Source organism: Denitromonas halophila (assembly GCF_007625155.1).
GTDB classification, from domain to species: domain Bacteria; phylum Pseudomonadota; class Gammaproteobacteria; order Burkholderiales; family Rhodocyclaceae; genus Nitrogeniibacter; species Nitrogeniibacter halophilus.
This window is the reverse complement of record NZ_VMNK01000022.1, coordinates 1-17,363: the sequence shown is the minus strand read 5'-3', so window position 1 is coordinate 17,363 and position 17,363 is coordinate 1. Positions and strand designations below refer to the sequence as shown.

Sequence of the window (17,363 nt, the reverse complement as noted above, 5' to 3'; positions counted from 1 at the left end):
CGGTTCGATCTCGCTGCCCGAAGGCACCGAGATGGTCATGCCGGGCGACAACGTGTCGATCACCGTCAAGCTGATCGCCCCGATCGCCATGGAAGAAGGTCTGCGCTTCGCCATCCGTGAAGGCGGTCGTACCGTCGGCGCCGGCGTGGTTGCCAAGGTCATCGAGTAATCAATATCGTTCCGGGCGGCGCATGACGTGCCGCCCTCGCTCTTTGGAATCTATTATGCAAAGCCAAAAAATCCGTATCCGCCTGAAAGCTTTCGACTATCGTCTGATCGACCAATCCGCACTTGAGATCGTCGAAACGGCAAAGCGTACCGGTGCCGTGGTTCGTGGCCCGGTTCCGTTGCCGACGCGTATTGAGCGTTACGACGTGCTGCGTTCGCCGCACGTCAACAAGGCATCGCGTGATCAGTTCGAAATTCGTACGCATCAGCGACTGATGGATATCGTTGATCCGACGGAAAAGACGGTTGACGCCCTGATGAAACTCGATCTGCCTGCTGGCGTCGATGTGGAAATCAAATTGCAGTAATTCTTGGCTTGTGTTCTGTGCGCCTGGGCCGGTATAATCCGGCCCTTGCGTTTTTCGCGCAAAATCTTTACGGCCCCGGTCAATCGCAACCGGGATTTGGGAGAATAAAATGAGTCTAGGCCTTGTAGGTCGCAAGGTCGGGATGACTCGCATATTTACCGAAGATGGTCAAACCATCCCGGTGACTGTGCTTGACATGTCCGACAACCGCGTTAGCCAGATCAAGACCGCTGAGACCGACGGCTATACGGCCGTCCAGGTTGCCTTCGGCAAGCGTCGCGCTAGCCGGGTGGGTAAGCCGCTCGCGGGTCACCTTGCCAAGGCTGGTGTTGAAGCCAGCTGGCTGCTTCAGGAATTCCGTGTCGATGCGTCGGCGCTCGATGGCGTCAAGCCGGGTGATGCGCTGAGCGTAGATATCTTCGGTGTTGGCCAAAAGGTTGATATCGTCGGCACGTCCATCGGTAAGGGTTTTGCTGGCGCGATCAAGCGTCACAACTTCTCTTCCAACCGTGCTTCTCACGGTAACTCGTTGTCTCACAACTCAGCCGGTTCGATTGGTCAGGCGCAGGACCCGGGCCGCGTGCTGCCGGGTAAACGCATGGCGGGTCACATGGGTGCCGTTCAGCGCACCATGCAGAATCTGGAAGTGATTCGTGTGGATGCCGAGCGTCAGCTGCTGCTGGTGAAAGGTGCTGTTCCGGGTGCTCGGGGTGGTGATGTGGTTGTTCGGCCGGCAGTCAAGGGGGCGTAATGGAACTTAAGCTTCTTAATGAGCAGGGTCAGTCTGCCGAAACAGTTCAGGTATCCGACGTGCTGTTTGGCCGTGAGTACAACGAGGCGCTGATTCATCAGGTCGTCGTGGCTTACATGGCCAATGCCCGTTCGGGTAACCGTGCGCAGAAAGGGCGCTCCGAGATCGCCAAGTCGACCCGGAAGCCGTGGCGTCAGAAAGGGACGGGCCGTGCTCGTGCCGGTATGGCGTCGAGTCCGCTGTGGCGCGGAGGTGGTCGGATTTTCCCGAACTCGCCCGACGAGAACTTCTCGCACAAGGTTAACCGCAAGATGTATCGCGCCGGTCTGGCGTCGATTTTGTCCCAGTTGGCTCGCGAAGGTCGTATCTCCGTGGTCGAGGATTTTGCCCTCGACGCACCGAAGACGCGCCTGGTGGCCGAAAAGCTGAAGGGCATGGGTTTTGTGGATTCGGTTCTTGTGATTACCGAAGAGCTGAGCGAGAACCTCTTCCTGGCATCGCGCAATCTGCGCGATGTGCTGGTGCTTGAGGTGACCGAGGCGGATCCGGTGTCGCTGGTGCGCTTCCCGCAGGTTGTTGTGACCAAGGGTGCGCTGGCGAAGATGCAGGAGGTGTGGCAATGAGTCAGCTCAAGCAAGAGCGTCTGCTGAAGGTGCTGCTCGCACCGCAGATCTCCGAGAAGGCGACCTATATCGCCGACAAGAATGAGCAAGTGGTGTTCCGCGTCGTTTCGGACGCGACCAAGCCTGAAGTGAAGGCGGCCGTTGAGTCGCTCTTCAATGTGAAGGTGAAGTCGGTTCAGACCACGAACGTCAAGGGTAAGGTCAAGCGCTTCGGTAAAATCACCGGTCAGCGCAAGGGTTGGAAGAAGGCGTTTGTCTGCTTGCAGCCGGGCCAAGAAATCAACTTCGCGGCTGGGGAGTGACTGAGCTATGGCGTTGGTAAAAGTTAAGCCGACATCCGCTGGTCGTCGCGCGGTTGTTAAGGTTGTTAATAAAGATCTGTACAAGGGTCGTCCGCACGCAGCGCTGATCGAGAAGCAGTCGAAAAATGCTGGCCGCAACAATGCAGGCCGCATTACGGTGCGTCATCAGGGCGGTGGCCACAAGCAGCATTACCGCATGATCGACTTCCGTCGCAACAAGGACGGTATCGTTGCGAAGGTTGAGCGCGTCGAGTACGACCCCAACCGTTCCGCGAACATTGCGCTGCTGTGCTACGCCGATGGCGAGCGTCGCTACATCATTGCTCCGCGCAACATCGAAGTGGGTCAGCAGATCGTGAGTGGCTCCGAGGCGCCGATCAAGATTGGTAACGCGCTGCCGATCCGGAATATTCCGGTGGGTACCGTGATTCACTGCATCGAAATGCAGCCCGGCAAAGGCGCTCAGCTAGCACGTTCGGCGGGTGCATCGGTCCAGTTGCTGGCGCGTGAAGGCTCTTATGCGCAGCTTCGCTTGCGCTCTGGCGAAATTCGCCGGGTGCACGTTGAGTGCCGTGCGACCGTTGGCGAAGTCGGCAACGGTGAGCATGCGCTGCGCAAGATCGGTAAAGCTGGTGCCAATCGTTGGCGTGGTATTCGCCCGACCGTTCGCGGTGTGGTGATGAACCCGGTCGATCACCCCCACGGTGGTGGTGAAGGCCGTACGGGTGAGGGCCGCGTGCCGGTCAGCCCGTGGGGTACGCCCGCCAAAGGTTATCGGACGCGCAATAACAAGCGCACCGATTCGATGATTGTTCAGCGCCGCAAGAAGCGTTAAGGGGTAACGGATGACTCGCTCTCTGAAAAAAGGCCCGTTTGTCGACGCTCACCTGTTGAATAAGGTGGACGCGGCGCGGGGTAGCAACGACAAGCGCCCGATCAAGACCTGGTCACGTCGCTCGACAGTTTTGCCGGATTTCGTCGGTTTGACGATTGCTGTGCATAACGGTCGCCAGCACGTGCCGGTTTATGTGTCGGAAAACATGGTAGGCCACAAGCTTGGTGAATTCGCCCTGACGCGTACGTTCAAGGGGCATCTCGCCAGCAAAAAGGCGAAACGTTAAGGAGTCTTGGTAATGGAAACTAAAGCCATCCTCCGCGGCGTCCGCCTCAGCGCTCAAAAAGGGCGTCTGGTGGCAGACCAGGTTCGCGGAAAACCGGTGGAGCAGGCGCTGAGCATTTTGGCGTTTTCCCCGAAGAAAGGCGCGCAGATCATCAAGAAGGTGGTCGAGTCCGCGATTGCAAACGCCGAGCATAACGACGGCGCCGATATTGACGAGCTCAAGGTGAAGACCATTCACGTTGAAGAAGGTATGACGCTGAAGCGTTTTACCGCGCGCGCCAAAGGTCGAGGCAATCGTATTCTGAAGCCGACGTGTCACGTGTACGTGACCGTCGGGAACTGAGGGGAACTCATGGGTCAGAAAATTCATCCTACCGGTTTCCGCCTTGCGGTAACTCGGGACTGGACCGCCCGTTGGTATGCATCGAAGAAGGACTTCGCCAAGACATTGGCTGACGACCTCGCGGTGCGTGCTTTCCTGAAAAAGCGCTTGGCTCACGCCTCTGTGGGCCGTGTGCTGATCGAGCGTCCCGCCAAGAATGCGCGTATCACGTTGTTCAGCGCACGTCCTGGCGTGGTGATTGGCAAGAAGGGCGAAGATATCGAGCGCCTGAAGGCCGATCTTCAGAAGATGATTGGCGTGCCGGTGCACGTCAATATCGAAGAAGTCCGCAAGCCGGAAACCGATGCGCAATTGATCGCCGATTCGATTGCTCAGCAGCTCGAGCGCCGGATCATGTTTCGCCGTGCCATGAAGCGCGCCATCCAGAATGCCATGCGTTTGGGCGTTCAGGGCATCAAGATCATGAGCTCCGGTCGTCTGAACGGCGCTGAAATTGCACGGACCGAGTGGTATCGCGAAGGCCGTGTGCCTTTGCACACCCTGCGCGCCAATATCGATTACGGCGTCTCGGAAGCCAAGACGACTTACGGTATTTCGGGCATCAAGGTCTGGGTTTACAAGGGCGAGATGCTGGGCCGAAATGAGCAGCCCGCAGCAACCGAGCCGGAAAACGAACCGCGTCGCGCACGCCGTGGTGGCCGTAATGACGGCGACAATCGCGGTCAGCGTCGCGCGCCCCGTCGCGCCGAAACCGGTGGCGATGCGGCCACTGAGAGCAGGAGTGAATAATGCTTCAGCCGAAAAGAAGAAAGTACCGCAAAGAACAGAAGGGTCGTAATACCGGCCTGGCAACGCGCGGCGCCAAAGTCAGCTTTGGTGAGTACGGTCTCAAGGCTACTGGCCGTGGCCGCCTGACTGCGCGTCAGATCGAATCGGCGCGTCGTGCCATGACGCGTCACATCAAGCGGGGCGGCCGTATCTGGATTCGTGTGTTTCCGGACAAGCCGATCAGCCGCAAGCCCGCCGAAGTGCGGATGGGCTCGGGTAAAGGTAATCCGGAATACTACGTAGCCGAGATTCAGCCGGGCAAAGTGTTGTACGAAATGGATGGTGTTGACGAATCCCTGGCGCGCGAGGCCTTCCGCCTCGCGGCGGCGAAGCTGCCGTTTGCGACCACGTTCGTGACACGTCATGTGGGGTAGTCATGAAAGCAAGTGAACTCCGCGCGAAGAGCGTCGAAGAACTCAATAAGGAAATGCTGGAATTGCTGAAGGCGCAATTTAGTATGCGCATGCAGTTGGCGACCCAGCAACTGACCAATACCAGCCAGCTTGGCAAGGTGCGTCGCGACATCGCGCGCATTCGGACCCTTCTGCGTGAAAAGGCGGCTCAGTAATGACTCAGGAAACGGTGAAATCTTCCCGCACGCTGGTGGGTAAAGTGGTTAGCGACAAGATGCAGAAAACGGTAACGGTGCTGGTCGAGCGCCGCGTCAAGCATCCGCTGTATAGCAAGATCATCATGCGTTCAGCGAAGTATCATGCGCATGATGAAGAGGGTGTGGCAGCGGCTGGCGACCTGGTGGAAATCGAGGAATGCCGTCCGATCTCACGCTCAAAAAACTGGAAGGTCTCCAAAGTGCTTGAGAAGGCGCGAGTCATTTAAATAAATGACCGTAGTGGCTTGCTAAATACTTAGTAAGCCACTACAATTCCGCTTCTTTGCTCTTTCGAGCATAAAACCCGAACGGGTTCCAAGACTGACCGCTTAGCGGGCCAAGTTGGAGTGTAAAACTCATGATTCAAATGCAAACGGTGCTGAACGTCGCCGATAACTCTGGCGCGCGTTCTGTGATGTGCATCAAGGTGTTGGGCGGCTCCAAGCGCCGCTACGCCGGGGTGGGTGACATCATCAAGGTCGCGATCAAGGAGGCTGTGCCTCGTGGTCGTGTCAAGAAGGGCGATGTGTATAGCGCGGTGGTGGTGCGTACAGCGAAGGGCGTTCGCCGTTCGGATGGCGCGCTGATTAAATTCGATGGCAATGCGGCGGTCTTGCTGAACTCCAAGATGGAGCCGATCGGGACGCGTATCTTCGGGCCGGTGACGCGCGAGTTGCGTACCGAGCGCTTCATGAAGATCGTTTCGCTCGCACCTGAAGTTCTGTAAGGAGCGGTCATGAAGAAGATTCGTACGGGCGACGAAGTCGTCGTTCTGGCTGGCAAGGATCGTGGTCGTCGTGGTGTTGTGCTGCGTCGGGTGGATGCTGAGCTGGTGGTTGTTGAGGGTGTTAATCGTGTCAAGAAGCACGTGCGCCCGAACCCCATGAAGGGTGAGGTGGGTGGCATTGTTGAAAAAGACATGCCGATCCATGTTTCCAATGTTGCGCTGTTCAATCCTGCGGTCCAGAAGGGCGATCGTGTTGGGATTAAAGTGCTTGAAGACGGTCGCAAAGCGCGCGTGTTCAAGTCGAACGGCGAACTGGTCGACGCTTAAGGAAACGCGATGGCACGCTTGCAAGATTTCTATAAGGAAACCGTCGTTCCTGGCTTGGTCAAGCAGTTTGGCTACAAGTCGGTAATGGAGGTTCCGCGAATCACGAAGATTACCCTGAATATGGGTGTCGGTGAGGCGGTTGGCGACAAGAAGATTCTCGAGTTCGCGGTGGGTGACATGGCCAAGGTGGCCGGTCAGAAGCCGGTGGTGACCCGGGCGCGTAAGTCGATTGCTGGCTTCAAGATTCGCGATGGTTACCCGATCGGGTGCATGGTGACGCTCCGTGGTCCTCGCATGTTCGAGTTCCTGGATCGCTTCGTGACGGTGGCTTTGCCGCGCGTTCGCGATTTTCGCGGTATCGCAGCGAAGGGTTTTGACGGTCGGGGCAACTACAACGTCGGCGTCAAAGAGCAAATTATTTTTCCGGAAATCGAATACGACAAGGTTGATGCCCTGCGTGGCATGAACATCAGTATTACGACGACCGCGAAGACTGACGCAGAGGCGCGAGCGCTCCTGACCGCGTTCAAGTTTCCGTTCAAGAATTGAGGGCGATATGGCGAAACTGGCTCTGATCAATCGCGAAGAGAAGCGTCGCAAGCTGGTGGCGAAATATGCCGCCAAGCGGGCCGCGCTGGTAGCGCAAATTAACGACTCCAGTCTGTCGGATGAGGAGCGTATGGTGGCACGGCTGAAGATTCAGCAGTTGCCCCGTAACGCAAGCCCGACGCGTGGTCGTAATCGTTGCAGCCTGACGGGTCGTCCGCGGGGTGTGTTCCGTAAATTCGGTCTGTGTCGCAACAAGCTTCGGGAAGTCGCTTTCCGTGGTGAGGTGCCGGGTATGACCAAGGCGAGCTGGTAAGGAGAGACGAAGATGAGTATGTCTGATCCGATCGCCGATATGTTGACCCGCATCCGTAACGGTCAGCAGGCGCAAAAGTCGACTGTTGCAATGCCCTCTTCGAAGCTGAAGGTGGCGATTGCCAAAGTGCTGCAAGAAGAAGGTTATATCGACGGGTTCTCGGTACGGGAAGCTGGCGGTAAGCCCGAGCTCGATGTGGTGCTCAAGTACTATGCTGGTGCGCCGGTGATTGAGCGTATCGAGCGTATTTCCAAGCCTGGCCTGCGTGTATACAAGGGTAGCCAGGATTTGCCCCGCGTCATGAACGGCCTGGGCGTTGCGATTGTCTCGACCCCTAAGGGTGTGATGACTGATCGTGCCGCACGTGCTGGTCGTGTCGGTGGCGAAGTTATCTGCATCGTGGCGTAAGGAGGCGGACATGTCGCGTGTAGCAAAAAATCCGATCTCCGTGCCCAAGGGTGTGGATGTCAAGATCGATGCAGCAAACATTACTGTCAAAGGGCCGCTGGGCTCGCTGACTCGTGCGCTCCATCCGGCGGTTTCGATTGTCCTGAATGGTGACGAAGTTCAGTGCGCAGCCGTGGCTGGTCAGGTCGCTGGGCGTGCGATGTCCGGAACCATGCGTTCGCTGGTAGCCAACATGGTGACCGGTGTGACCAAGGGTTTTGAGCGCAAGCTGACCCTGGTTGGCGTCGGATACCGTGCTCAGGCTCAGGGCGACAAACTGAACCTCAGTCTTGGTTTCTCGCACCCGGTGTCGCATCAGATGCCTGCTGGCGTGACGGTGGAAACGCCGACCCAGACGGAAGTTCTGATCAAGGGTGTCGACAAGCAGCAAGTCGGTCAAGTTGCCGCCGAAGTGCGCGCCTACCGGAGCCCGGAGCCCTATAAGGGCAAGGGCGTTCGTTACGCGGACGAGGTTGTGGTCATCCGCGAAACCAAGAAGAAGTAAGGGCCGTTTGTCATGATGAACAAAAAAGCGACGCGCGTGCGTCGGGCTCGCAAAACCCGAGCCAAAATTTCCGAGCTGAAAGCGGTTCGACTGACGGTGTTCCGTTCGAATTTGCACATCTACGCCCAGATCATTTCTGGTTGTGGCTCCCGCGTTCTGGCGGCGGCTTCGACGGTAGAGCAGGGTGTTCGTGGCGAAGCAGGCAAGGGTGGCACTGTTGCCGCTGCTGTGTCGGTTGGCAAGACCATTGCCGAGCGCGCGAAGGCCGCCGGCATCGAAACGGTCGCCTTTGATCGTGCTGGATTCCACTATCACGGCCGCGTCAAGGCGCTGGCAGAGGCGGCTCGCGAAGCCGGCCTCAAGTTCTAAGCGAGGTTAGCAATGGCGAAACAGCAAACCAAACGCGCCCCGGCAGCCGAAGAACGCGACGATTCCTTTCGCGAAAAAATGGTGGCCATTAATCGGGTCACCAAGGTTGTCAAGGGTGGCCGTATTCTGGGCTTCGCAGCGCTGACGGTTGTCGGCGACGGTGATGGCACGGTCGGCATGGGCAAGGGAAAGTCCCGCGAAGTGCCTGTTGCCGTTCAGAAGGCGATGGACGAGGCGCGTCGCAAGATGGCGAAAGTCTCACTGAAGAACGGAACCCTGCATCACGCGGTGATTGGCAAGCACGGTGCCGCGACGGTGTTGATGCAGCCGGCACCTACGGGTACCGGAATCATCGCGGGCGGCCCGATGCGTGCCGTTTTCGAGGTGATGGGCGTGACCGACATCATTTGCAAGAGCCAAGGTTCGTCGAACCCGTACAACGTGGTTCGCGCTACGTTGAATGGCCTCTTCGCAGTTCGCACTCCGGCCCAGATTGCTGCCAAGCGCGGCAAGACGGTCGAAGAAGTGATGGGGTGAACTCATGGCTGACAAAAAAGTAAAAGTTACGCTCATCAAGAGCGTCATCGGAACCAAGCAGTCCCATCGGGCCACCGTGCGTGGTCTGGGCTTGCGCCGTCTTAACCACACGGTTGAGCTTCAGGACACCCCCGAGGTGCGCGGCATGGTTAATAAAGTCGCCTACCTGGTGAAGTGCGAGGGCTAAATGCAACTCAATACCATCAAATCGGCCGAAGGCGCCAAGCACGCACGCAAGCGCGTCGGGCGCGGCATTGGCAGCGGCCTCGGCAAGACCGCGGGTCGTGGTCACAAAGGTCAGAAATCCCGTTCCGGCGGTTTCCACAAAGTCGGTTTTGAAGGCGGTCAGATGCCGATTCAACGCCGTCTGCCGAAGCGTGGTTTCGTGTCGCTGGTGCGTGGCCGCAACGTTGAAGTCCGTTTGTCCGAACTTGATCAGCTGCCGGTCGATCAGATTGACCTGCTGGTGCTGAAGCAGGCTGGCGTGATTCCTGCTGATGCGCTGTCGGCAAAAGTGATTCTGTCGGGTGCCATTACGCGCAAAGTCGCCCTGTCGGGTGTCGGCGCGACCAAAGGTGCGCTTGCAGCGATTGAGGCTGCCGGCGGCAGCGTCGCGGCGTAAGGCGGCAGATCGTGGCAAAACAACCCGCGACCCTCGGTAGCCAGGGCAAGTTCGGAGACTTGCGTCGCCGGCTTGTGTTCCTGTTGGGGGCGCTGGTGGTGTATCGCATCGGTGCGCACATCCCTGTCCCAGGAATTGATCCGCAGCGGTTGGCGGAGTTGTTCCAGACGCAACAGGGCGGGATCCTTGGGGTCTTCAACCTGTTTTCCGGCGGTGCGTTGTCGAGATTCACCATCTTCGCGCTCGGGATCATGCCGTATATCTCGGCTTCGATCATCATGCAGTTGATGAGCGTTGCCTCGCCTCAGCTTGAAGCGCTTAAAAAAGAGGGTGAGGCCGGACGTCGCAAGATTACGCAGTACACCCGCTATGGCACATTGGGTCTTGCGTTGTTTCAGGCAGTTGGCATTTCGGTGGCACTTGAGGGGCAGGCCGGCTTGGTGTTGGATCCTGGCCTGATGTTCCGCTTTGTGACGGTCGCCACACTTGTCACCGGCACCATGTTTCTGATGTGGCTGGGTGAGCAGATTACCGAACGTGGTCTGGGTAACGGTATCTCGCTGATTATCTTCGCGGGTATCGCGTCTGGTTTGCCGAATGCGATTGGCGGCTTGTTTGAGCTCGTCAGGACGGGCGCAATGCACCCCTTCATCGCCTTGTTCATCTGCATTCTTGTGGTGCTGGTGACCGCGTTGGTGGTGTTTGTTGAGCGCGGACAGCGAAAGATTCTTGTCAATTACGCCAAGCGCCAGGTCGGCAACAAGGTCTACGGCGGGCAAAGTTCTCATTTGCCGCTGAAGTTGAACATGGCGGGTGTGATTCCTCCGATTTTTGCATCGAGCATCATTCTGTTCCCGGCAACCTTGGGTCAGTGGTTCGGCGCTTCGGAAGGAATGACGTGGTTGCGGGATATTTCCGCAACATTGGCACCGGGTCAGCCGATTTACGTCATGTTGTATGCGGCTGCAATTGTGTTTTTCTGCTTTTTCTATACGGCGCTGGTGTTCAATGCGCGTGAAACGGCGGATAACCTGAAGAAGAGTGGCGCATTTGTGCCGGGTATTCGTCCAGGTGAGCAAACTGCACGTTACATCGACCGTATCTTGATGCGGCTCACGATGGCGGGTGCGGTGTATATCACGCTGGTGTGTCTGCTTCCTGAATTCTTGATTCTGAAGTGGAACGTACCGTTTTATTTCGGGGGGACCTCGCTCCTGATCATCGTTGTCGTGACGATGGACTTTATGGCGCAGGTTCAGGCTTACATCATGTCGCACCAATACGAGAGCCTTCTCAAGAAGGCGAACTTCAAGGGTGCGGGAATGCCGATGCGGTAAGAGTAAGAGCACCATGACGAAGGAAGATGGCATCGAGATGCAGGGGGAGGTGATTGAGACGCTTCCCAATGCGATGTTTAAGGTTCGCCTGGAGAATGGCCATACGATTCTTGGTCACATTTCCGGAAAAATGCGCAAGCACTATATTCGGATCCTGCCAGGGGATCGCGTCACGGTGCAATTGACGCCATATGATCTGACCAAGGGGCGGATAACTTTCCGCACCAAGTAACAAGATGTTCAGGAGAAAGAAATGAGAGTTCAGGCTTCCGTGAAGCGCCTCTGCCGAAATTGCAAGATCATTCGCCGTAAGGGCGTGGTTCGTGTGATTTGCACCGATCCGCGTCACAAGCAGCGTCAGGGTTGATAGCGCAAGCTATCAGAACTATAATTTAAGGTTTAACTTTCTGGGGTGATCGGATGGCCCGTATTGCTGGGGTAAACATTCCCAATCACAAACACGCGGAAATCGCTTTGACGGCGATTTTCGGGGTTGGCCGGACTCGCGCGCAAAAAATTTGCGACGCAGCCGGTGTTGCACGTTCGACGAAGATGAAGGACTTGACTGAGTCGGATATGGAGCGTCTGCGCGACGAGGTGGGCAAGTTCTCGGTTGAAGGCGATTTGCGTCGTGAAATCACGATGAGCATCAAGCGCCTGATGGACCTGAGTTGCTATCGTGGGCTGCGCCATCGTCGCGGTCTGCCGTGTCGTGGTCAGCGTACCCGCACTAACGCCCGCACCCGTAAGGGACCGCGCAAGGCAATTGCCGGCAAGAAGTGATAGAGACGAGATATGGCTAAGACTGCAACCAAAGTTCGCAAGAAGGTAAAGAAGAACGTCGCCGAAGGCATCGTTCATGTTCATGCGAGCTTCAACAACACGATCATCACCATTACCGATCGCCAGGGCAACGCGTTGTCGTGGGCGACTTCCGGTGGTGCCGGATTCAAGGGCTCGCGTAAGAGCACTCCGTTCGCAGCCCAGGTGGCCGCAGAAGCTGCTGGCAAAGCGGCTCAGGAATGTGGTGTGAAGAACGTCGAAGTGCGCATCAAGGGCCCGGGTCCGGGGCGTGAGTCGTCGGTGCGTGCGCTGAACGCGCTGGGTATCAAGGTGACCAGCATCACCGATATCACGCCGATCCCGCACAACGGTTGCCGGCCGCCCAAAAAGCGCCGTATCTAACAAGGAGTAAAACGTGGCCCGCAATCTTGATCCCAAGTGCCGCCAGTGTCGCCGTGAAGGCGAGAAGCTGTTCCTGAAAGGCGAGAAGTGCTTCACCGACAAGTGCGCCATCGAGCGCCGCGCTTACGCGCCCGGTCAGCACGGTCAGCGTTCTGGTCAGCGGATGTCTGGCTATGGCGTGCAGCTGCGCGAAAAGCAGAAAATCCGTCGTCTGTACGGTGTGCTCGAGCGCCAGTTCCGCAAAGTCTACGCCGAGGCAGATCGCCGTCGCGGTCAGACCGGTGAGAATCTGCTGCAACTGCTGGAAGGTCGTCTGGACGCCGTTGCCTATCGTATGGGCTTTGGTGTGTCCCGCGCTGAATCGCGTCAGATCGTTCGCCACAATGGCGTTCTGGTCAACGGTCAGCGAGTGAACATCCCTTCATACAACGTGCGCCCTGGCGACGTTATTGAAGTGACTGAAGCCGTTCGTGGCACGCTGCGCGTCAAAGCTGCTCTGGAAGCGGCTGAATCCCGCGGCTTCCCCGAGTGGATCGAAGTGGACGTGAAGGCCGGCAAGGGCGTTTTCAAAGCCTACCCGCAGCGCAGCGAACTGCCCGCAACGCTGAACGAAGGTCTGGTCGTCGAACTTTACTCCCGCTAATTGCGGCTTCTGACGTAATTTGCGAAACAAGGACTGCTGATGCAAAGCAATGTACTGCTGAAACCGCGCATCATTGACGTACAAAGCCTGTCGACCGTGCATGCACGGGTCACGATGGAGCCGTTCGAGCGCGGATTCGGACACACGCTCGGTAACGCCCTGCGTCGGATTTTGCTCTCGTCGCTTCCCGGATGTGCGCCGACTGAAGTCAGCATCCAGGGGGTGTTGCACGAGTACTCCACGCTGGATGGTGTTCGTGAGGACGTCGTTGATCTGCTGCTGAACCTGAAGGGCGTTGTGCTGAAAATGCACAACCGCACGGATGCGACGCTGCGTTTGGCCAAATCGGGCGAAGGTATCGTGACGGCGGCGGATATCGAGACGACGCACGACGTCGAGGTGATCAACCCCGACTTCGTGATCGCTCATCTTGCGCCGGGCGGCAAGCTCGACATGGAAATCAAGGTCGAGGAAGGTCGTGGCTATCAGCCGGCGAACCAGCGTCCGACAAATGGTGAATCCAAGTCGATCGGCCATGTGGTGCTGGACGCGTCGTTCAGCCCGGTTCGTCGTGTCAGCTACAAGGTCGAGAGTGCTCGTGTTGAGCAGCGTACCGACCTGGATCGCTTGGTGATCGACATCGAAACCAATGGTGCGGTCGATCCGGAAGAAGCGATTCGCTTTGCCGCTCGTGTGCTCGTGGATCAACTGTCGGTGTTTGCTGATCTGGAAGGTACGCCGGTTGAAGTCGAGGCCGCACAAGCTCCGACGATTGATCCGGTGCTGCTGCGCCCGGTGGATGATCTGGAGCTGACGGTTCGGTCGGCGAACTGCCTCAAGGCAGAGAACATCTATTACATCGGTGACCTGATCCAACGGACGGAAACCGAACTGCTCAAGACGCCGAATCTCGGACGCAAGTCGCTGAACGAGATCAAGGAAGTGCTCGCCTCGCGCGGCCTGACGCTCGGCATGAAGTTGGAAAATTGGCCGCCGGCCGGGCTCGAAAAGCTCGGTTGATTCGGCAGGGATAAAGGAACGAGATCATGCGTCACCGTAACGGTCTTCGCAAGCTGAACCGCACCAGTGCACACCGCCAGGCAATGTTCCGCAACATGGCAAACTCACTGCTGCAGCACGAAGTTATTAAGACGACTCTCCCAAAGGCGAAGGAATTGCGCCGGGTGGTTGAGCCCCTCATCACGCTGAGCAAGAAAGCAACTGTGGCCAATCGCCGTCTGGCGTTTGACCGCTTGCGCGATCGCGACATGGTGGTCAAGCTCTTCAACGAGCTGGGCCCGCGTTACGCGACCCGTAACGGTGGCTACCTGCGTATCCTGAAGTTCGGTTTCCGTGACGGCGACAATGCGCCGATGGCGATTGTTGAACTGATGGATCGTCCGGAAGAAGCTGCTGCGCCGGTGGAAACACCCGCTGAAGAGCAGGCTGCATAAGTTCAAACAAGTGGGTTCAGGCCCGTTGGGTTTGACAGACAAAACGCCCCGACATGTTCGGGGCGTTTTGTTTTTGTATTGGCTCGACCATGTCAACGCTGGCCTTGGTGTGGTGTGCGGACCGCAAGCGGTCAGCCCACACTCTCGTTGAAGCGGTGGATGACTCTTCGGTCGCGTTTGGTGGGGCGCCCGCCTTGGCGGGGTTCGGCTTGCGCAGCGCGCTGCGCGCGCGCGGCTTCGGCGCGGGCCAGACTCTCCGGAGTTTCGGTGTAGAGCTGCTGGGCGATTGCCGCAGGGCCACGCGTTTCCGAGAGCGCGTCGACGATAACGGAGACATGCCGTGTGCCGCTGGTGATGTCGAGGCGGTCGCCGCAGTGAAGCGTGCGTGCAGGTTTTGCGCGAATCCCGTTAAGGTGGATATGGCCGCCGTCGATCGCGGTCTTGGCCAGACCGCGCGTTTTGAAAAATCGCGCCGCCCATAGCCATTTGTCGATTCGCGGGCCGGTTTCCTGGGTCATTCGCGGACGGGGCGTTTCGCAAGTTTTCGTTGTAGTGTGCGCCGGTGCATTTTGAGTGCTCTTGCGGTGGCCGAAATGTTGCCCTGATTTTCACCTAGAACGCGCTGAATGTGCTCCCATTCGAGCCGGTCGACCGACATCGGTTCGAGCGGCGCCGCATCTTTGGCCTCGGGCACGGCATCGACCAGCGCACGAAGAATGCTTTCCGCATCCGCCGGTTTGGCGAGGTATTGGTGTGCCCCTAGCTTGATCGCGTCCACTGCGGTGGTAATGCTCGCATAGCCGGTGAGAACCAGAATGCGTGTATCGGGACGCAGCTCACGCAGGGGGGCGATCAGCGGCAGGCCGGAGCTTCCGTCCAGGTTCAGGTCGAGGATGACGGCGTCCGGGCGAATGCGCCGCATTTCCTGGAGGGCGGCGGCGCTGTCGAGCGCACCGACGCAGCTGAGCCCCCGGTTCGACAAGGTGCGGCAGAGGATGCGATTGAACGCTGGGTCGTCGTCGATCACCAGAACGGTCTGAATGCCAAGTGTCGTCATGTGTTCAATAGGGGGAGAGTGATAGTGCTTATGGTACCGCCTCCGTCGCGGGGGGCGTAATGCAGGGTGCCGCCAAAAGCTTCGATGGCGCTCAGGCTGAGGAGTAGCCCAATGCCGAGCCCGTCCTTGGTTTGCGACGGGCGGTTCGGGGCTTCATGCAGGGCATTGAGCACGTCGGGAGGAATGCCGGGGCCGCCGTCGACAATATGGATGGACACTCGGCTGCCTTGGCGCTCGGCGGTGAGGGTGGCCTGTCGGTCGGGATCTGCCGTGATCGCGTTGTTGATCAGGTTGTGAAGGGCTTGTGTCACCGACTGGTCGGCGACCATGCGCAGTCCGGCGAGGTGGTCCGTGTCGGCCCAGTTGATGCTGGCGTCGGGGCGCTGCGACTCGATGGTCATCACCAGATCGTCCAGCCAGCGCGCGATATCCAGCGCACCGCCGGCTTCTACCCGGGCTTGGCCACCCGAGGCGGTGAGGCGCGACAGGATGTGCCGACAGTGGCCGATCTGTTGCCCCATGATGTTGATATCCTCCCGTGTTTCGGGGTCGTCGCAGCACTGCGCCTGCAGGTTGTCGAGAATGAGGCGCATGGTGCCCAGCGGCGTCCCCATCTCGTGGGCGGCCCCGGCGGCGAGATTGGCCATGGCGACGATTCGTTCGTTGCGCAGGCGGCGCTCGCGGGCTTGCGCCAGTGCGAGGTCGCGTGCGCGCACGGTGGCGGTCATGCGTGACACGTACCACGTGATGACCAGCGCCGACACCGCGAAAGTGCCCCACATGCCGGCCAGATGCCAGTCGATGGCGCGGGTCGGGTCTGCCAGACCGAGGGGGCGATGGTGCACCCACAGCCATGAGTAGACCGAGATTGACAGCGCCGCGAGCAGCCATGTTTGCACTGCCGGAAGTACCGCGGCGCCGACGGCGATCAGCGGCAGGAAAAGTGAAATGAGCGGATTCGTTGCGCCGCCGGTGAGGTAGAGTACGCCGCTCCACGCCGCCAGATCCACAATCAGTTCCACCAACAGACTCCAGGGGCCGGGCTCGTCGCGGGCGAGAAAAACGAAGCGTGCGAGCGCATTCCACGCACCGAGCGCGCTGGCGACCAGCAAGATGGGAACGGCCGGAATGTCGATATTGAGCGCGGGTGCGGCGCCGATGGCCAGTGCCACCATGGCCGCGATGGAATACCAGCGTAGCGACACAAGCCGCGCGAGCGGACGCCCGTCGGCACGGGGGGGCACAGCGTCAGGCGGGGCGGAGTTGGGGGTTGGCATTGCCGCTCATTATGGCGGAAGTGCTTCGCTGGCGGCTCGGTGCGACGAACTGCCGCAGCGCCGGAATGCGACTTTGGAGTAGGCTTTTGCGCGATAAACGAAGGGAGTGAATGTGATGACGAATACTCGAACCTTGGTGGTGGCGTTGGCGCTGTCCTGTTCTGCGGCGGCTGCTTTTGCAGGTGATGTGACGGTGAGTGAGCCGTGGGTGCGCGGCACGGTGGCCGCCCAGAAAGCTACGGGCGCGTTCATGGGGCTGACTGCAGCCAAGCCGATGCGACTGGTCGGGGCGAGCAGCCCGGCCGCGCCGGTGGTCGAGGTGCACGAGATGAGCATGGAAAACGATGTGATGAAGATGCGTCCGGTCGCGGCGATCGACCTGCCTGCGGGTCAGACGGTCGCACTCAAGCCCGGTGGTTATCACATCATGTTGATGGGGCTGACGGCGCCTCTGAATGCAGGCACCGTGGTGCCGTTGACGCTCAGCTTTGAGGCGGCCGACGGCCAGCGCGAAGATGTCCAGGTCGAGGCCCCCGTGCGGGAACTGGCTGCACCAGCGATGAAGATGAAGCACGGCGCGCACTGATCCGTCGCGTCACGTCTTTTCAAGCCGCCTGCGGGCGGCTTTTTTATTGGGTCGGCATCGCCTGTCAGCCAGACGGGGTATGATCCGGCCGAACGCATAATCAGGAGGTTCGGCATGGCATGCATTCTTGTGACCGGCGGCGCGGGGTATATCGGATCGCATACCTGCGTTGCGCTGCTGGCGGCGGGGCACGAGGTTGTCGTGGTCGACAACTTCAGCAACAGCAACCCCCGGGCGTTGGCGCGGGTCGCCCAGATTGCCGGGCGGCCGGTGGCGGCCATTCATGAGGTCGATATCCGAGATCGTGCCGGGCTG

The 17,363-nt window shown here is 58.9% G+C and carries 35 protein-coding genes; 32 read left to right on the top strand and 3 right to left on the bottom strand.

Going from position 1 to position 17,363, the window contains the following annotated elements; genetic code table 11:
• The 30 genes from FHP91_RS20085 to rplQ form a co-directional block, all read left to right on the top strand.
• Window positions 1-169, top strand: a 169-nt coding sequence (locus tag FHP91_RS20085) for an EF-Tu C-terminal domain-related protein (RefSeq protein WP_449240252.1), incomplete at its 5' end; no start/stop codon positions are given.
• A gap of 55 nt (window positions 170-224) precedes the next feature.
• The gene (gene rpsJ / locus FHP91_RS20080; RefSeq protein WP_144179113.1) at window positions 225-536 is read left to right on the top strand and encodes a 30S ribosomal protein S10; all 312 of its coding nucleotides are present in this window, start codon (window positions 225-227) and stop codon (window positions 534-536) included.
• A 109-nt stretch (window positions 537-645) separates the two neighbouring features.
• On the top strand, window positions 646-1,287 hold the full coding sequence (gene rplC, locus FHP91_RS20075; protein ID WP_144179114.1) for a 50S ribosomal protein L3: 642 nt from the start codon (window positions 646-648) through the stop codon (window positions 1,285-1,287).
• Window positions 1,287-1,910, top strand: coding sequence for a 50S ribosomal protein L4 (gene rplD / locus FHP91_RS20070; RefSeq protein WP_144179115.1), 624 nt, complete (start codon window positions 1,287-1,289; stop codon window positions 1,908-1,910). The genes rplC and rplD overlap by 1 nt, the downstream gene beginning before the upstream one ends.
• On the top strand, window positions 1,907-2,212 hold the full coding sequence (gene rplW, locus FHP91_RS20065; protein WP_144179116.1) for a 50S ribosomal protein L23: 306 nt from the start codon (window positions 1,907-1,909) through the stop codon (window positions 2,210-2,212). The genes rplD and rplW overlap by 4 nt, the downstream gene beginning before the upstream one ends.
• Before the next feature lie 7 nt (window positions 2,213-2,219).
• On the top strand, window positions 2,220-3,047 hold the full coding sequence (gene rplB / locus FHP91_RS20060; RefSeq protein WP_144311257.1) for a 50S ribosomal protein L2: 828 nt from the start codon (window positions 2,220-2,222) through the stop codon (window positions 3,045-3,047).
• Window positions 3,048-3,057: 10 nt separating this feature from the next.
• Complete coding sequence (gene rpsS / locus FHP91_RS20055) at window positions 3,058-3,333, top strand: 30S ribosomal protein S19 (protein WP_144179118.1); 276 nt, start codon at window positions 3,058-3,060, stop codon at window positions 3,331-3,333.
• A gap of 12 nt (window positions 3,334-3,345) precedes the next feature.
• Window positions 3,346-3,675, top strand: a complete 330-nt coding sequence (gene rplV, locus FHP91_RS20050) for a 50S ribosomal protein L22 (protein WP_144179119.1) — start codon at window positions 3,346-3,348, stop codon at window positions 3,673-3,675.
• Window positions 3,676-3,684: 9 nt separating this feature from the next.
• Window positions 3,685-4,464, top strand: coding sequence for a 30S ribosomal protein S3 (gene rpsC, locus FHP91_RS20045; protein WP_144179120.1), 780 nt, complete (start codon window positions 3,685-3,687; stop codon window positions 4,462-4,464).
• Complete coding sequence (gene rplP, locus FHP91_RS20040) at window positions 4,464-4,877, top strand: 50S ribosomal protein L16 (RefSeq protein WP_144179121.1); 414 nt, start codon at window positions 4,464-4,466, stop codon at window positions 4,875-4,877. The genes rpsC and rplP overlap by 1 nt, the downstream gene beginning before the upstream one ends.
• A 2-nt stretch (window positions 4,878-4,879) precedes the next feature.
• Complete coding sequence (rpmC, locus tag FHP91_RS20035; RefSeq protein ID WP_144179122.1) at window positions 4,880-5,071, top strand: 50S ribosomal protein L29; 192 nt, start codon at window positions 4,880-4,882, stop codon at window positions 5,069-5,071.
• Window positions 5,071-5,340: a 30S ribosomal protein S17 gene (gene rpsQ, locus FHP91_RS20030; protein WP_144179123.1), complete on the top strand. Its 270-nt coding sequence runs from the start codon at window positions 5,071-5,073 to the stop codon at window positions 5,338-5,340. The genes rpmC and rpsQ overlap by 1 nt, the downstream gene beginning before the upstream one ends.
• Before the next feature lie 131 nt (window positions 5,341-5,471).
• The gene (rplN, locus tag FHP91_RS20025; RefSeq protein ID WP_144179124.1) at window positions 5,472-5,840 is read left to right on the top strand and encodes a 50S ribosomal protein L14; all 369 of its coding nucleotides are present in this window, start codon (window positions 5,472-5,474) and stop codon (window positions 5,838-5,840) included.
• A 9-nt stretch (window positions 5,841-5,849) separates the two neighbouring features.
• On the top strand, window positions 5,850-6,167 hold the full coding sequence (rplX, locus tag FHP91_RS20020; protein ID WP_144311256.1) for a 50S ribosomal protein L24: 318 nt from the start codon (window positions 5,850-5,852) through the stop codon (window positions 6,165-6,167).
• Window positions 6,168-6,176: 9 nt separating this feature from the next.
• Window positions 6,177-6,716 carry a 50S ribosomal protein L5 gene (gene rplE / locus FHP91_RS20015; protein ID WP_144179126.1) on the top strand — a complete coding sequence of 180 codons (540 nt, stop codon included), beginning with the start codon at window positions 6,177-6,179 and terminating at the stop codon, window positions 6,714-6,716.
• 7 nt (window positions 6,717-6,723) lie between these two features.
• Window positions 6,724-7,029: a 30S ribosomal protein S14 gene (gene rpsN / locus FHP91_RS20010; protein ID WP_144311255.1), complete on the top strand. Its 306-nt coding sequence runs from the start codon at window positions 6,724-6,726 to the stop codon at window positions 7,027-7,029.
• 12 nt (window positions 7,030-7,041) lie between these two features.
• Window positions 7,042-7,437 (top strand): 30S ribosomal protein S8, encoded by a 396-nt coding sequence (rpsH, locus tag FHP91_RS20005; protein ID WP_144179128.1) that lies wholly within the window; start codon window positions 7,042-7,044, stop codon window positions 7,435-7,437.
• Window positions 7,438-7,447: 10 nt separating this feature from the next.
• The gene (gene rplF / locus FHP91_RS20000; protein ID WP_144311254.1) at window positions 7,448-7,981 is read left to right on the top strand and encodes a 50S ribosomal protein L6; all 534 of its coding nucleotides are present in this window, start codon (window positions 7,448-7,450) and stop codon (window positions 7,979-7,981) included.
• 15 nt (window positions 7,982-7,996) lie between these two features.
• Window positions 7,997-8,350, top strand: a complete 354-nt coding sequence (gene rplR, locus FHP91_RS19995; protein WP_144179302.1) for a 50S ribosomal protein L18 — start codon at window positions 7,997-7,999, stop codon at window positions 8,348-8,350.
• 12 nt (window positions 8,351-8,362) lie between these two features.
• A complete protein-coding gene (gene rpsE / locus FHP91_RS19990; RefSeq protein WP_144179130.1) occupies window positions 8,363-8,887 on the top strand; it encodes a 30S ribosomal protein S5 in 525 nt (174 codons plus the stop codon).
• Window positions 8,888-8,891: 4 nt separating this feature from the next.
• A complete protein-coding gene (rpmD, locus tag FHP91_RS19985; RefSeq protein WP_144179131.1) occupies window positions 8,892-9,074 on the top strand; it encodes a 50S ribosomal protein L30 in 183 nt (60 codons plus the stop codon).
• Complete coding sequence (gene rplO / locus FHP91_RS19980) at window positions 9,075-9,509, top strand: 50S ribosomal protein L15 (RefSeq protein WP_144179132.1); 435 nt, start codon at window positions 9,075-9,077, stop codon at window positions 9,507-9,509.
• 11 nt (window positions 9,510-9,520) lie between these two features.
• Entirely contained in the window at window positions 9,521-10,846 is a 1,326-nt protein-coding gene (gene secY, locus FHP91_RS19975) for a preprotein translocase subunit SecY (RefSeq protein ID WP_144311253.1), read from the top strand.
• 13 nt (window positions 10,847-10,859) lie between these two features.
• Window positions 10,860-11,078, top strand: a complete 219-nt coding sequence (gene infA / locus FHP91_RS19970; RefSeq protein ID WP_144179134.1) for a translation initiation factor IF-1 — start codon at window positions 10,860-10,862, stop codon at window positions 11,076-11,078.
• 21 nt (window positions 11,079-11,099) lie between these two features.
• A complete protein-coding gene (gene rpmJ / locus FHP91_RS19965; protein WP_004258276.1) occupies window positions 11,100-11,213 on the top strand; it encodes a 50S ribosomal protein L36 in 114 nt (37 codons plus the stop codon).
• Window positions 11,214-11,266: 53 nt separating this feature from the next.
• A complete protein-coding gene (gene rpsM / locus FHP91_RS19960) occupies window positions 11,267-11,629 on the top strand; it encodes a 30S ribosomal protein S13 (RefSeq protein WP_144179135.1) in 363 nt (120 codons plus the stop codon).
• Between the two features lie 12 nt (window positions 11,630-11,641).
• The gene (rpsK, locus tag FHP91_RS19955; protein ID WP_144179136.1) at window positions 11,642-12,031 is read left to right on the top strand and encodes a 30S ribosomal protein S11; all 390 of its coding nucleotides are present in this window, start codon (window positions 11,642-11,644) and stop codon (window positions 12,029-12,031) included.
• A 13-nt stretch (window positions 12,032-12,044) separates the two neighbouring features.
• A complete protein-coding gene (gene rpsD, locus FHP91_RS19950; RefSeq protein ID WP_144179137.1) occupies window positions 12,045-12,674 on the top strand; it encodes a 30S ribosomal protein S4 in 630 nt (209 codons plus the stop codon).
• A gap of 39 nt (window positions 12,675-12,713) precedes the next feature.
• Window positions 12,714-13,694: a DNA-directed RNA polymerase subunit alpha gene (locus FHP91_RS19945; RefSeq protein WP_144179138.1), complete on the top strand. Its 981-nt coding sequence runs from the start codon at window positions 12,714-12,716 to the stop codon at window positions 13,692-13,694.
• A gap of 26 nt (window positions 13,695-13,720) precedes the next feature.
• Window positions 13,721-14,128 carry a 50S ribosomal protein L17 gene (gene rplQ, locus FHP91_RS19940; RefSeq protein WP_144179139.1) on the top strand — a complete coding sequence of 136 codons (408 nt, stop codon included), beginning with the start codon at window positions 13,721-13,723 and terminating at the stop codon, window positions 14,126-14,128.
• A gap of 131 nt (window positions 14,129-14,259) precedes the next feature.
• Here rplQ and FHP91_RS19935 read toward each other — a convergent pair whose 3' ends face one another.
• The 3 genes from FHP91_RS19935 to FHP91_RS19925 are packed head-to-tail and all read right to left on the bottom strand — an operon-like array spanning window position 14,260 to window position 16,462.
• Entirely contained in the window at window positions 14,260-14,646 is a 387-nt protein-coding gene (locus FHP91_RS19935) for an RNA-binding S4 domain-containing protein (protein WP_144311252.1), read from the bottom strand.
• A complete protein-coding gene (locus FHP91_RS19930; RefSeq protein WP_144311251.1) occupies window positions 14,643-15,185 on the bottom strand; it encodes a response regulator transcription factor in 543 nt (180 codons plus the stop codon). The genes FHP91_RS19935 and FHP91_RS19930 overlap by 4 nt, the downstream gene beginning before the upstream one ends.
• Entirely contained in the window at window positions 15,182-16,462 is a 1,281-nt protein-coding gene (locus FHP91_RS19925; protein WP_144311250.1) for an ATP-binding protein, read from the bottom strand. Before FHP91_RS19925 ends, FHP91_RS19930 begins: the two co-directional genes overlap by 4 nt.
• A gap of 115 nt (window positions 16,463-16,577) precedes the next feature.
• Here FHP91_RS19925 and FHP91_RS19920 point away from each other — a divergent pair, with 115 nt between their 5' ends.
• Both FHP91_RS19920 and FHP91_RS19915 read left to right on the top strand, forming a co-directional pair.
• The gene (locus tag FHP91_RS19920) at window positions 16,578-17,048 is read left to right on the top strand and encodes a copper chaperone PCu(A)C (protein WP_144311249.1); all 471 of its coding nucleotides are present in this window, start codon (window positions 16,578-16,580) and stop codon (window positions 17,046-17,048) included.
• 114 nt (window positions 17,049-17,162) lie between these two features.
• Window positions 17,163-17,363 (top strand): SDR family NAD(P)-dependent oxidoreductase (locus FHP91_RS19915; RefSeq protein ID WP_144311248.1); only part of this gene is annotated, 201 nt, incomplete at its 3' end.